Here is a 13,086-nt window from a genome sequence, read left to right as displayed (position 1 = left end):
CATTCATTCGTCGCCTTCGTCGGCGGGTGCAACCATCGCATCGATCAGGAATTCGGTCAAGCGTTCGGCCGGCACCCGTTGCTGCACGCCATCCGCGCCCGCCGGATCGCCACGCAACGCCTTGATCGACACCTCGTCGCGCTGGACTTCGTCGTCGCCAAGGATCACCGCATACGCGGCACCGCTCGCATCGGCACGCTTCATCTGCGACTTGAAACTCGCCGGTGCGCCGTCGGCGCTGCAGTGCAGGATCACATCCAGCCCCGTGTCGCGCAGCCGCTCGGCGATCACGAACGCACGCTCACGCGCCGCGTCGCCCTGGTGCACGATGTACACGTCGCAGCCGTCATCAGGCGGCACCCGTTGCTCCTCGCGCAGCAGCTCCAGAATGCGCTCGACGCCCAGGGCCCAGCCGCACGCCGGCGCCGGCTTGCCACCGAGTTGCTCGATCAGCGGGTCATAGCGGCCGCCGCCGGCAACAGTGCCTTGCGCGCCAAGCTTGTCGGTCACCCACTCGAACACCGTCAGATTGTAGTAGTCCAGCCCCCGCACGAGCCGGGGGTTGATCGTAAACGGGATGTTGTTTGCGCTCAGCAACCGTTGCACGCCTTCGAAATGCGCGCGCGACGCCTCCCCAAGAAAGTCGATTAGCTTAGGCGCATTCGTCACAATGTCCTGCATCGCGGGGTTCTTCGTGTCGAGCACGCGCAACGGGTTCGTGTACAGCCGGCGCTTCGCATCATCGTCGAGCCACTCGACGTGCCGCTCCAGGTACGCGATCAACTCGTTGCGGTGAGCGGCGCGCTCCTGTGCCTGCCCGAGCGAATTGAGTTCGAGCCGGATGCCCGTGAGGCCCAGATCGTCCCAAAGCCGTTGACACATCAGGATGATCTCGGCATCGGCATCCGGGCCCGCGAAACCGAGCGCCTCGACGCCGACCTGGTGGAACTGCCGGTAGCGACCGCGCTGTGGGCGCTCGTGGCGGAACATCGGTCCGATATACCAGAGCCGCTTGGGACCGTCGTACAGCAGGTTGTGCTCAATCGCCGCACGCACCACGGCAGCGGTGTTCTCTGGACGCATCGTCAATGGCTCACCGTTCAGTGAATCGACGAAGCTGTACATTTCCTTCTCGACAATATCGGTCACTTCGCCGATACCACGAGTGAACAATGCCGTATGCTCGACGATCGGCGTACGGATATTTTGGTATCCGTAGGCACGCAGCATCGATTTGACCGTGCTCTCGAAAAACTCCCACAGACCGGCATCGCGCGGCAGGATGTCGTTCATTCCCTTGACGCCAGTCAGCTTCCCTAGTTTACGTTTCTGTTCTGTCATGTCGATTCAATGATTCCGGGCTGGGACCGGGCTTCGCACGCCACTGCACTCGCCGCCGTCGCGCCATAGGTGCGCTGGACGTAGTCGTTGACGATATCCTGAAACTCCTCCGTGATGCGTGCGCCGCGCAGCGTGGTCGTCTTCACGCCGTCGATAAACACGGGCGCGGCTGGATTCTCGCCGGTTCCCGGCAGGCTGATGCCGATATTCGCGTGCTTGGACTCGCCGGGACCATTGACGATACAGCCCATCACCGCGACATTCATCGTCTCCACGCCCGGGTACTGCTTGCGCCACACCGGCATCTGCGTGCGCAGATAGTCTTGAATTCGCGCCGCCAGCTCCTGGAACACGGTGCTCGTCGTGCGGCCGCAGCCCGGACACGCGATCACCATCGGCGTGAACGAGCGCAGCCCCATCGTCTGCAAAATTTCCTGGGCGACGACAACCTCACCGGTGCGCGAGGCGCCCGGCTCCGGCGTCAGCGAGACCCGAATCGTGTCGCCGATGCCCTGCTGCAGCAGCACCGACAGCGCAGCGGTCGACGCGACAATGCCCTTCGAACCCATGCCCGCCTCGGTCAGCCCCAGGTGCAACGCAAAGCTACAGCGCAGCGACAGCGCCTGGTAGACTGCGATCAGGTCCTGCACGCCGCTGACCTTGCACGACAGCACGATACGATCGCGCGCTAGGCCAAGCTCGACAGCCCGCTCGGCCGAGCCGATCGCGGACTGGATCAGCGCCTCGTACATCACGCTTTGCGCGTCCCATGGCGTCGCACGCTGCGCATTCTCGTCCATCATCCGCGCAAGCAGATCCTGGTCTAGGCTTCCCCAGTTCACGCCAATACGCACCGGCTTGTCATGGCGGATCGCCGCCTCGATCATCTGCGCGAATTGCGTGCCGCGCTTGGCGCCCTGACCGACGTTGCCCGGGTTGATTCGGTACTTCGACAGCGCCTGCGCGCAATCCGGATAGTCGCGCAGCAGCACATGGCCGTTGTAGTGGAAGTCGCCAACCAGTGGCACGTTCACACCCATGCGGTCAAGCTGCTCACGGATCGCCGGCACCGCGGCGGCCGCTTCGGGCGTGTTAACCGTGATGCGCACCAACTCGGAGCCGGCCTGCGCAAGCGCCTTAATCTGGATCGCGGTACCGATCGGATCTGCAGTATCGGTGTTCGTCATCGACTGCACGCGCACCGGCGCGCCACCGCCGATCGTCACCGTATGGTCCTGCCAACGCACCGTCACCGCATGCGTGCGACGCCTTGGTGCAGCGCCGCCGAACAGCGGCTCCTCCGACGCGACCCGGCTCGCTACCGGCGCACTATCGGATTCAAACAGAATAGTAGACTGCATCGAATTACCCGATTGCATGACACCCTGATTCTATTGAGCACCGCACCCGCGCTGCGACAGGCCCACGGCTGCACGGGGCGGCCCGTCACTGGCTTTGCCGCGCTCACCCTAACCTGCGTTACGGCAGACTGAAGCGCGCGACGTTGCCCTGCGCGCCCTCGTATTTCACGGACGGAACCGGCTTGCCATCAAACGCCATCGCGTCGATGCCCGCCTTGTTGCCCACGGTCACGCGAAACGGCGCAATGCCTTGTACACGCTTCTCGTCCCCCGCGTACAGCAAGCCAGAAAATAACGGCTTGCCATCACGCTGCCGCACACTGAACCAACTGTCCTGCGACACCTTGATCGTGACCGCCACCTCGCCGTCGGCCAGCACCGGTGCGGCCCCCGGCGTCGGCAAGGCATCGCCCGCCCCCGCATTGGCCGCGATCGCAGGCGAGGCCGGCGCTGACGCGAGCACCGCGGCCGTCGATGCCGCAGCCGTCGATGCCGCTGACAGCGTGTCCGCGCCCGACGACGCATCAAGCGCCGCGGGCCGCGGCAATTCAGTCAGCGTGCTGGTTGCCGACGCCGGCTGCCCACCCGCCGGCGCGGCACCACCGAGGTTGCCGGTCTGCCCCACGGCGTCCCGCGATGCGGCACCGTCGTGCTCAACTGCATCTGCGCCACCGGTCTTCAGGCGGGCGATCCAGCCTGCGCCCGGTTCGCCACCGGTGCGCCATACTGCGATGACCGCCACCAACACAATCACGAACGCGACGATCCACCCCCATGGCCGGCGCCTGGGGGCGCCCCCCAGATTCATCACGACACGACCCCGCGGCAGTCCCGCGCCACTGTTCGACGGCAGCGATAGTTCGGGCTCAATCGGCCCACTAGTGCGTCGCAGCGTATCGGTCAGCGGCGTCGGATCGGCACCGAGCATCTTCGCATAGCTGCGCACCACGCCGATTGCAAACGTCGTATCCGGCAGGTGACTGTAATCGCCTGACTCCAACTCACGCAACTTGTGCGGCGCGACTTTCAGCCGCGCGGACACATCCTCAATCGACCATTTTTTGGCCTCGCGCAGCTTTTCGAGTTGCGCACCGACCTGCCGCGCGGACTCCGCCGCGGCGCCCGGATCCGGCCGTCTGGCCGTGGCGCTCGAGTCGTGCGGTGTCGGATGCTGCTGGTCACTCATCCCTAATTCCTCACTGGAATTCTTTTCATTGCTCGCGGCGCCGCCGCGAGCTGGTCTCGCCTAAACGATGAGCCCAAATGGAGCAAGGCCGGCAAACCGCTGTTCGCCGGCGCCGGCATAACTCAAAATCATGCGTACGACCGCGGCGCACGACACACAATCGTGCGACGCACGCGCGCGCCACGATCGTCGGCATCTTCCTGCGAGGCAAGTCCCCATTTTTGCCCTGTCCCGCCTGCCCCACCATACGTCATACCGCGCGCACCCCGATCGACGCGAGACCGGTGCGCGCGTCGCGCCGCATGCGCTCCGCCACGCGGGTACGGTCGCGGACCTCGCCGGCCAACTGCCCGCAGGCCGCATCGATATCGTCGCCGCGCGTCCGGCGCACAGTCGTCACGACGCCGGCATCGATCAGGATCTGCGCGAACTGCTTGATCCGCTCCGGATGGGAGCGCAACAGCCCGGACTCCGGAAACGGATTGAACGGTATCAGGTTAAATTTGCACGGCACGTCGCGCGTCAGCGCGAGCAGTTGCCGCGCGTGCTCATCCCTGTCGTTGACACCGTCTAGCATGCAATACTCAAACGTGATGAAATCGCGTGGTGCAACACGCAAATACCGATTACATGCCGCCATCAATTCCGCAAGCGGGTACTTTCGGTTCAGCGGCACCAATTCGTCGCGCAACGCGTCGTTGGGTGCGTGCAGCGACACGGCCAGCGCCACCGGCAATTCGGCCGCCAGCCGGTCGATCATCGGCACGACGCCCGATGTGGACAGCGTCACGCGGCGACGTGACAACCCGTACGCGTGGTCGTCAAGCATTAGCCGCATAGCCGGCACCACCGCATCGAAATTCAGCAGCGGCTCGCCCATGCCCATCATCACGACGTTCGTGATCACCCGCTCACCGGGAATCAGGCCACCGCGCGCCGCGCGCAGCGCGAACTCAGCCATCCACAGCTGGCCAATGATTTCGCCGACGCCGAGGTTACGCGAGAAGCCCTGCTTGCCCGTCGAGCAGAAGCGACAGTTCACCGCGCAGCCGGCCTGCGACGACACGCACAGCGTGCCGCGCCCCTGCTCCGGGATATACACGGTCTCAACCGCGTTGCCTTCGCCCACGTCAAGCAGCCACTTGCGCGTGCCGTCCGCGGACGTGTGGTCCTGCAGCACTGCAGGATGACAGATCGATGCGCGGGTCTTCAGCTTATCGCGCAGCGATTTCGCGAGATCGGTCATCGCGTCAAAATCGCTGACGCCACTGTGATGGATCCACCGCTGCAACTGGCGCGCGCGAAACGGCTTCTCACCGAGGCTCGCGCAATACGCGACGAGGCCCGCAGCATCGAAATCCAGAAGATTGACCGTGTCAGTCATTGTCATGCCTGCCGTCTCAAATGGCACCCGCAGCGGCGGCACACCGCGCCGCCCCTCCGCCCGTGCCCGCAGACGCGAGCTTGGCCGGCGCGGCCGGCTTACCGCCACTTAGCGCGAGTAGACGTTCACTTCCGGAAAGAAGAAGGCGATTTCAACAGCCGCCGTTTCCGGCGCATCGGAGCCATGCACTGCATTGGCGTCGATGCTGTCCGCGAAATCGGCACGAATCGTGCCCTTTTCCGCCTTCTTCGGATCAGTCGCGCCCATCAGTTCACGATTTTTTGCGATCGCGCCCTCGCCCTCGAGCACCTGAATCATGACCGGGCCCGACACCATAAACTCGACCAGATCCTTGAAGAAAGGCCGCTCCTTGTGCACCGCATAGAACTTTTCCGCGTCCGCGCGCGACAGATGGACCATGCGGGCCGCGATGATTTTCAGCCCAGCATGCTCGAACCGGCTGTAGATTTGACCGATCACGTTTTTTGCGACAGCATCGGGTTTAATAATCGACAGGGTGCGCTCGATCGCCATGAAAAAAACTCCGGGAAAATGAGGAAGTTACGAAGTCCATCGAATTCGCCATTCTAGCATGAGCCGGTGTATCATTGGCAGGGAACCCTTACGGCATTGTAAGGCTCTAATATCACGTGTCGTTCGGCCGTCGGGCCGCCGCGATGAGGCGGCGGGCGATGCCGACACCGTCTGCAATTCAAGTGCAAGTCAAGATAACGCAAGGAGAAACCATGGCTGACTCTCGTACCTACGGGTTTGGGCGTACCGGCACCGTCGTGTCGGCCGAAACGCGCAATAGGGTACTGCGCAACACGTACTGGCTGCTGGCCCTGTCGATGGTTCCGACCGTGCTCGGCGCGTGGATCGGAGTCGCAACCGGCTTTTCGCTATTCGCCGCCACGTCGCCGATGATGAGCGTGCTGGCTTTCCTCGCGATCGCGTTCGGCTTCATGTTCGCGATCGAGCGGACCAAGCACAGCGCCATCGGCGTGCTCGTGCTGCTCGGCTTCACGTTCTTTATGGGCCTGATGCTGTCGCGTCTACTGAGCTTCATTCTCGGCTTCACGAACGGCCCGTCGCTGATTATGCTTGCCTTCGGTGGCACCGGCCTGATCTTCGCGGCAATGGCGACAGTTGCCACGGTCAGCAAGCGCGACTTTTCCGGTTTGGGCAAGTGGCTGTTCGTCGGCGTGCTCGTGCTGCTGCTGGCCTCGGTCGCAAATGTGTTTTTGCACCTGCCGGCATTGATGCTGACGGTGTCGGTTCTGGCGATCGTCATCTTCTCGGCCTACATGCTGTTCGACGTGCAACGCGTGGTCAACGGTGGCGAAACGAACTATATTAGCGCGACGCTGATGATCTACCTGGATCTGTACAACGTGTTCACGCACCTGCTGGCGCTGCTTGGTATTTTTGGCGGCAACCGCAACTAAGCCATCGCGACCCCGGCGCTACAGCAGCGCACGGGGCGCGTCTAAACTAGCAAGCGCGGGGGCGGTGCCTGTGCATTTTTTGAGCAGCGTACCCTAGCGCCGCCCTGTTGCGCGCACGCTGCCCACCAGCGTGCCCCTACCACCGCCCCTGCCAACCTTTCCGCTCGCTCGCCACTGCGGGTCACGCACGCTCGAAACAGGCGACCGACTCGACGTGCGACGTATGCGGAAACATATTCACGACGCCCGCGCCAACCAGCCGATAGCCAGCCTCGTGCACCAGCAGCCCGGCATCGCGCGCCAGCGTGGCCGGATTGCACGACACATAGACGATTCGTCCAGGCAAGCACGCCGCGTCACCGGTCTGTGCCAACTCGGCCAGCGCCTTGGCCACGGCCAGCGCACCTTCGCGCGGCGGATCGATGAGGAACTTGTCAAACCGGCCGAGCGCGCGTAAATCGGCGGCGCTCACCTCGAACAAATTGCGCGTGGCAAACGATGTGCGGGCCTCGAGACCATTGACACGGGCATTGGCCTGTGCGCGCTGCGTCAGCGCGTCACTGCCTTCGATGCCGACCACCTCGCGCGCGCGCCGTGCCAGCGGCAACGTGAAGTTGCCCAGCCCGCAGAACAAATCCAGCACGCGATCGGTTCGTGCTGGCGCAAGCAGCCGCACCGCCCTACCGACCAGCACCCGGTTGATCTGGTGGTTGACCTGCGTGAAGTCGGTCGGCTTGAATGGCATCCGGATATCGAACTCTGGCAGCGTGTAGGCCAGTTCGACATCGACCGGATAGAATGGCGTGACGCTGTCGGGACCCTTGGGCTGCAGCCAGAATTGCACGCCGTGCTGGTCAGCAAACGCGCGCAGCAGTGCCTCGTCCTGCTCGGTCAGCGGCTCAAGCACCCGCAGGACCAGCGCGGTGAGCGCGTCGCCGATCGCCAACTCGATTTGCGGCATCCGGTCTCGGATCGATAGCGACTCGACCAGCCGGCGCAACGGCACGAGTAGCGCCGATACGTGCGGCGGCAGCACCTCGCACCGCGTCATGTCAGCCACGTAGCTGCTTTTCTTTTCATGGAATCCGACCAGCACGCCGCCCTTTTTCACAACGTTACGCACGGTAAGCCGGGCGCGATAGCGGTATCCCCATGACGGGCCGCCTATCGGCCGATAGATCTGTTCCGCGCGCAGCTTGGCCAAGTGCGATAGATTGTCTTCCAACACTCGCTGCTTGACCGCGATCTGCGCGCGCGTGTCCAAATGCTGCATCGAGCATCCGCCGCAGGTGCCGAAGAACGGGCATTGCGGCGTGGTGCGCATACCGCTGGCGCGCAATATCTCGACGATTTGCGCCTGCTCGTAGCTCGGCTTCTTGCGAAAGCTCGAGTACGACACCGTTTCGCCCGGCAACGCACCTTCGACAAAGATGACCTTGCCGGGTATGCCCTGCTCGTCGATCTGCCGCCCCACACCGCGCGCTTCCATATCGAGCGACTCGATCTCGATCACGGGCGCAACACGCGGCGCAGTCGCCGCGCTCGACAGCGTTGCGCGGGCATGTCTTGAGCTAATCGACACCACATCGGTTGACGCGGCGTCGGCCGGCGTGGCGGCCTTCGGCTGTACGGTGTGAACCACCTTGAAACTTCCTGGTTTGTGACGAAAGGCAAAATTGTAGACGAGTGATGCTGGGCCCCGCATCTTTACCTATCCTAGCCAAGCCCCTCGATGCTAATGATGGACAGGCGTATCCGATGGGGTACGGTATTGACGCACATGCTCGAGCGCAATTGAAGCGTGGCCACAGCGCGCCTCGCGCGGCACGGCAGCGCGGTCAACCGGCAAAGCCCGCCAGATAGTCCCGCCAATGAGGCGCGCTTTCGCGGGCCAATGCGTCGCGCACCAACGTGACTTCGTCCTCGTAGTCCGCCGCGCTCAACACGCCGCGCATCAGCTGGAAGCGGCAATACAGTAGATACGTGTTCACGACGTCCGTCTCACAGTAGTGGCGGATCTCGGCGATGCGGCCCTGCTGGAACGCGTCCCATACTTGTGAGCCGTCCATGCCCATCTTACCCGGAAACCCGCACAGCTTGGCCAACGCGTCCAGCGGTGCGTTCGCGCGGGCGTTGTACATCGCTAGCACGTCCATTAGATCAGTATGACGGGCATGATACCGGCTGATGTAGTTATTCCATTTGAAGTCCCGATTGCAGTCACCGAGGTCCCAATATTTCGGGGCGACGACACCATTGACCAGCGCACGATAGTGCAGCACCGGCAAATCAAAGCCGCACCCGTTCCACGACACCAATTGCGGCGTGTACTTCTCAATCACCCGATAAAACGACTGGATCAGCGCCGCTTCCGGATCCTGCGGCGTGCCCAGCGAACGTACGCGGAACCCGTCCCGGTCACGAAATACGCACGAGATCGCAGCCACCCGCTGCAAATGCAGTGGCAAGAAATCAGAGCCTGTTTTCTCGCGGCGCGCGGCAAACGCGCACTTAGCGACGTCAGCATCGGACATCGTCGCGGACCATGACTCCAGCTTGCGAATGCCGGCCACGTCGGGAATGGTCTCGATATCGAAGACGAGTACCGGGATCACAGCACGGCGTCCTTCGGTACGCCGTTGGAAGCGAAATAGCGCTTCAGGCGCGCCAATGCCTCTTGCTGAATCTGCCGCACACGCTCACGCGTGAGCCCCATCTCATCGGCCAGCTCCTCGAGCGTGGCCGGCTCGATATGGCTCAACCCGAAGCGCCGCTCGATCACGTGGCGATGCTTATTAGGCAGGCGCGAGAGCCATACCCGCGTGAGCGTTTCCAGTTCGCGGTGCTGCACCTCGGCGTCCGGCGACTGGCTTTGCTCGTCCGACAGCAGATCTAGCAGACTGCTGGCCGGGTCCAACTCCAGCGGCGCGTCCAGCGACGCAGTATGCTCATTCAGCGCGAGAATGTCCGCCACCTCCTCAGGTGTCTTGCCAATCAGGTAGGCGATATCGTCGGCGCTCGCGTCACGGTGCTCGTCGGCGCCGCTCGCCGGTGCACTGGCGCTCCGCTCCAAATGGCGCTTAGCACGCAGCACCTGGTTCAACTCGCGGATCACGTGGACCGGCAGGCGCACGGTGCGCGCCTGGTTCATGATCGCGCGCTCAATGCTCTGGCGGATCCACCACGTTGCATAGGTCGAAAAGCGAAAACCGCGCGTCGGGTCGAATTTCTCAATCGCGTGCATCAATCCCAGATTACCTTCCTCGATCAGGTCCAGCAACGGCACGCCGCGATTCAGGTAGCCCTTCGCAATGCTGACGACCAGCCGCAGATTGCGCTCGATCATCATCTGCCGAGCGTCGAACTCGCCCGCCTTGGCCAGCCGCGAATAGCGCTGCTCCTCCTCAACCGTCAGCAACGGTTTTACGCTGATGCGGTTGAGGTAGTGCTGGATCGTATCGGCGGTCAGCTCAGCCTGCAGCAGCGTGCGGAAATCGTCCGGATCGGGCTCTGCGACCGCCGCCTCTTCCGCAGCACCTTGCTTCGACACGGGCTCATCGTCCAGTCCGTATTCGACAGGTGGCTCGTCGGCAGGTCGCGCGAAGCGCTCGCCGTCGTCCAACTCACCGGAGGTATCGCCAACGGGATCCGACATGTTGGTCGAAGGACGGCGGTTCGCTTTGGCCATGGTAGTTCGCTCTATTGCGGCGGAAGATACTTCATGGGATCGACAGGCTTGCCCTGCTTGCGGACCTCGAAATGCAGCATCACCTTGTCCGCATCGCTACCACCCATCTCGGCAATCGTCTGGCCCTTGGTTACCGGGTCACCTTCCTTGACCAGCAAAGTACGATTGTGCGCGTACGCGGTCAGGTACGTCGTATTATGCTTGATAATAATGAGATTGCCGTATCCGCGCAGCCCATTTCCCGCATAAACGACGCGCCCATCGGCCGCCGCCTTCACCGGCGCACCGAGCGCGCCGCCGATGTTCACGCCTTTGTTCTTCGCTTCGTCGAACGCATTGAGCACCGGGCCGCGCACCGGCCACGCGAAATTGAGGGTGCCGGCCGCCGCTTCCGGCTGGAGCGGAATCGAGGCGATCGCCGGCGCTGAGCCATAAGGCGGCGCGGTCGTCGACGGAGTCGACGCGGCATCGGGTGCGGCCGCGCCACCAAGCGGGCGCGACTGCACCGCCGCGCCACCAAGCGGCGCTGTCGCGACACCGGGCGGCGAAGCGGCAACGCTGGCCCCCGGCGGCACGACCCGCAGCAGCTGATCGACTTCGATCTGGTTCGGGTTCGTTAGGTTGTTCCACGCCGCGATGTCGCGGTAGTTCTGCCCATTCTCGAGCGCAACCCGATACAGCGTGTCACCTGGCTTCACACGGTAGTATCCGGGCGGCGGGGGGCCCAATGGCACGCCCAACGCCGCCGCACCGGTGGTAGAAAGCGGCGCGCCGCTGCGGTCGATGACGGGAGCGGGCTCCAGCCGGGTCGAACACGCCGTCAGCATGGCTAGCGTGGCGGCCACACAAACCGTTCGCTGGATCGTCACCAGACTCGCATTCACGCTCTCACTCCGCAACATGCTGTTCAACGTCAAATCACTCCCGATTTTAAGGGGACAAAGAAAACACGATCAAGCTGTGACTCCCGCCACTGCGCGCTGGACACGCGCTCGACCAACGTGAGCACCTGTTCGTTGCCACTGCGTGAGCCCACCGGCGCCACTAGACGGCCGCCGATGGCCAATTGCTCGAGTAGCGCGGCCGGCACATCGAAGCCCGCGGCGGCGATCACGATGGCGTCGAACGGCGCGGCGCTTGGCAAGCCGAGCCGCCCATCGCCGTAATGCAGCCGAATGTTCGGCACGCGCAATGGACGCAGGTTCGTTTTCGCCCGCTCGTACAATGGCTTTACCCGTTCGACCGAATACACGTCGCGCGCCAGGTGGCTCAGCACTGCCGCTTGATATCCGCAGCCCGTGCCAATCTCCAACACTTCTCCAGTGCACGCCCGGCTGCCGCCAATTCCAGCATGCGCGCGACCACCGACGGCTTGGAGATCGTTTGCTGATGCCCGATGGGCAGCGCGGCATCCTCATAGGCCCTGCGCGGCAAGCCCGGGATCGACGAACTGGTGCCGAGGTATCGCCGCGAGCGCGGCAAGCACGCGTGCGTCGGCAACGCCGCTCGCACGCACGCGTTCGACCATCCGTTGCCGAACGCGTTCCGAGGTCAGCGCCAATTGCGTCGACAAGGGCATGGGCACGGGCGCGGCCGGCACCATTCTGTCAAAACCGGCTGCATCCGCTCGACGCCTTCGCGCGGGCGCGTGCCACCCGGCATGGGCTTGGCCGCAGTGCTGGCGAACGCGGAACCCGGCCACGCCGGGCAGAACTGGCGCACCGCGCGGCTCGCGCATCACGTCGGACAGCCCGAGCGGGAACCGCTTGGCGCGCCCGGCGCTCATGCAGGCTGCTCCGGCTGCGCCAACCACGCGTCCATTCGTGTAGCGCCGGAAGCAATCGCGTATCAGTCAAATCCAATTGCAGCGGCGTCAGCGAGACATCGCCGGCCGCCACCGCGTGAAAGTCCGTGCCTTCGCTCGCATCGAGCGCAGCGCCAGCCGCCCCGATCCAGTAGACCGGCTCACCATGCGGATTGCTCGCGCGGATCACCGGCTGCGACAGATGCCGCTTACCGAGACGCGTGACGCGCCAACTGCCCATTTCGGCGTACGGCCGGTTCGGAATATTCACATTCAGCAGCGTATGCGCGGGCAATGGCGCGCGCAAACAATGCTGCCACAATATCCGCGGCCACGCGTGCGGCGCATCCAGATGCGCCCAATCCTTATCGACCAGCGAGAATGCTATCGACGGCACGCCGAATAGGAAGCCTCGGTGGCTGCCGCGACGGTACCCGAATAGAGCGTGGTCCTCGCCCATTCTGTCCATTATTGATGCGGACACCACCAGTCTGGCTTGCCGTCGAGCAGCCGGTCAGCGCCACGTGTACGCAGTCAGTCGGTGTGCCGTTCACGTAGCGAAAGCGTTTGCGGCGGTGAAAACGGACAGGGGCCGCCACAGCGTCAGCGAGTTTGATGCGCCACTGCAATTGTGCTCCGGCGCCACCACGACCACCTCGCCCAATGGTGCGAGTGCGTGGTGAAGCGCCGCGAGCCCGGGCGCCAGATAACCGTCATCGTTGCTCAGCAGGATCTTCATCAAGCGATTGTAACCGAGGATGTTTTGCTACGGATGGCAATCGGGCGCACAGGTGGTCGCGGCAGCCTCCAGCGAGACAAGCTCGCGGTATGCCGTGCGCACGGTGCCGACGAGACGCTGAATTATTTTAGACCG

Annotated in this window: 12 protein-coding genes and 1 pseudogene; 1 reads left to right on the top strand and 12 read right to left on the bottom strand. The window is 63.7% G+C overall.

The features are described 5' to 3' along the window. Positions 1-3: 3 nt before the first annotated feature. The 5 genes from hisS to ndk form a co-directional block, all read right to left on the bottom strand. The gene (gene hisS / locus IHE30_RS13740; RefSeq protein ID WP_337691359.1) at positions 4-1,341 is read right to left on the bottom strand and encodes a histidine--tRNA ligase; all 1,338 of its coding nucleotides are present in this window, start codon (positions 1,339-1,341) and stop codon (positions 4-6) included. Continuing rightward, complete coding sequence (ispG, locus tag IHE30_RS13735) at positions 1,338-2,702, bottom strand: flavodoxin-dependent (E)-4-hydroxy-3-methylbut-2-enyl-diphosphate synthase (protein WP_337691358.1); 1,365 nt, start codon at positions 2,700-2,702, stop codon at positions 1,338-1,340. Before ispG ends, hisS begins: the two co-directional genes overlap by 4 nt. 118 nt (positions 2,703-2,820) lie before the next feature. Further along, a complete protein-coding gene (locus tag IHE30_RS13730) occupies positions 2,821-3,888 on the bottom strand; it encodes a helix-turn-helix domain-containing protein (protein ID WP_337691356.1) in 1,068 nt (355 codons plus the stop codon). 250 nt (positions 3,889-4,138) lie between these two features. After that, complete coding sequence (gene rlmN / locus IHE30_RS13725) at positions 4,139-5,278, bottom strand: 23S rRNA (adenine(2503)-C(2))-methyltransferase RlmN (RefSeq protein WP_337691354.1); 1,140 nt, start codon at positions 5,276-5,278, stop codon at positions 4,139-4,141. Between the two features lie 102 nt (positions 5,279-5,380). Next, on the bottom strand, positions 5,381-5,806 hold the full coding sequence (gene ndk / locus IHE30_RS13720; protein WP_337691353.1) for a nucleoside-diphosphate kinase: 426 nt from the start codon (positions 5,804-5,806) through the stop codon (positions 5,381-5,383). Positions 5,807-6,018: 212 nt separating this feature from the next. Between ndk and IHE30_RS13715 the strand changes: the two genes are divergently transcribed. Continuing rightward, a complete protein-coding gene (locus IHE30_RS13715) occupies positions 6,019-6,720 on the top strand; it encodes a Bax inhibitor-1/YccA family protein (RefSeq protein ID WP_337691352.1) in 702 nt (233 codons plus the stop codon). Positions 6,721-6,901: 181 nt separating this feature from the next. Here the strand turns inward: IHE30_RS13715 and rlmD are convergent, their stop codons facing one another. The 7 genes and pseudogenes from rlmD to IHE30_RS15245 form a co-directional block, all read right to left on the bottom strand. Continuing rightward, entirely contained in the window at positions 6,902-8,425 is a 1,524-nt protein-coding gene (gene rlmD / locus IHE30_RS13710; RefSeq protein ID WP_337691351.1) for a 23S rRNA (uracil(1939)-C(5))-methyltransferase RlmD, read from the bottom strand. Between the two features lie 133 nt (positions 8,426-8,558). Beyond that, positions 8,559-9,335 carry a 3'-5' exonuclease gene (locus IHE30_RS13705; RefSeq protein WP_337691349.1) on the bottom strand — a complete coding sequence of 259 codons (777 nt, stop codon included), beginning with the start codon at positions 9,333-9,335 and terminating at the stop codon, positions 8,559-8,561. Further along, on the bottom strand, positions 9,332-10,408 hold the full coding sequence (rpoS, locus tag IHE30_RS13700; protein WP_337691347.1) for an RNA polymerase sigma factor RpoS: 1,077 nt from the start codon (positions 10,406-10,408) through the stop codon (positions 9,332-9,334). The genes IHE30_RS13705 and rpoS overlap by 4 nt, the downstream gene beginning before the upstream one ends. A gap of 11 nt (positions 10,409-10,419) precedes the next feature. Then, the gene (locus IHE30_RS13695) at positions 10,420-11,310 is read right to left on the bottom strand and encodes a peptidoglycan DD-metalloendopeptidase family protein (protein WP_337691346.1); all 891 of its coding nucleotides are present in this window, start codon (positions 11,308-11,310) and stop codon (positions 10,420-10,422) included. Positions 11,311-11,321: 11 nt separating this feature from the next. Then, positions 11,322-11,969 (bottom strand): annotated as a pseudogene (locus tag IHE30_RS13690) (protein-L-isoaspartate(D-aspartate) O-methyltransferase); the annotation flags it as partial. A gap of 46 nt (positions 11,970-12,015) precedes the next feature. Beyond that, positions 12,016-12,672, bottom strand: a complete 657-nt coding sequence (locus tag IHE30_RS15250) for a 5'/3'-nucleotidase SurE (protein ID WP_443193676.1) — start codon at positions 12,670-12,672, stop codon at positions 12,016-12,018. A gap of 90 nt (positions 12,673-12,762) precedes the next feature. Next, a complete protein-coding gene (locus IHE30_RS15245; RefSeq protein ID WP_443193675.1) occupies positions 12,763-12,951 on the bottom strand; it encodes a 5'/3'-nucleotidase SurE in 189 nt (62 codons plus the stop codon). Positions 12,952-13,086 lie beyond the last annotated feature (135 nt).

Source organism: Mycetohabitans sp. B46 (assembly GCF_037389205.1).
Taxonomy (GTDB): domain Bacteria; phylum Pseudomonadota; class Gammaproteobacteria; order Burkholderiales; family Burkholderiaceae; genus Mycetohabitans.
Note: the sequence above shows the minus strand (reverse complement) of the source record. Positions and strands in the feature narration are given on the sequence as shown.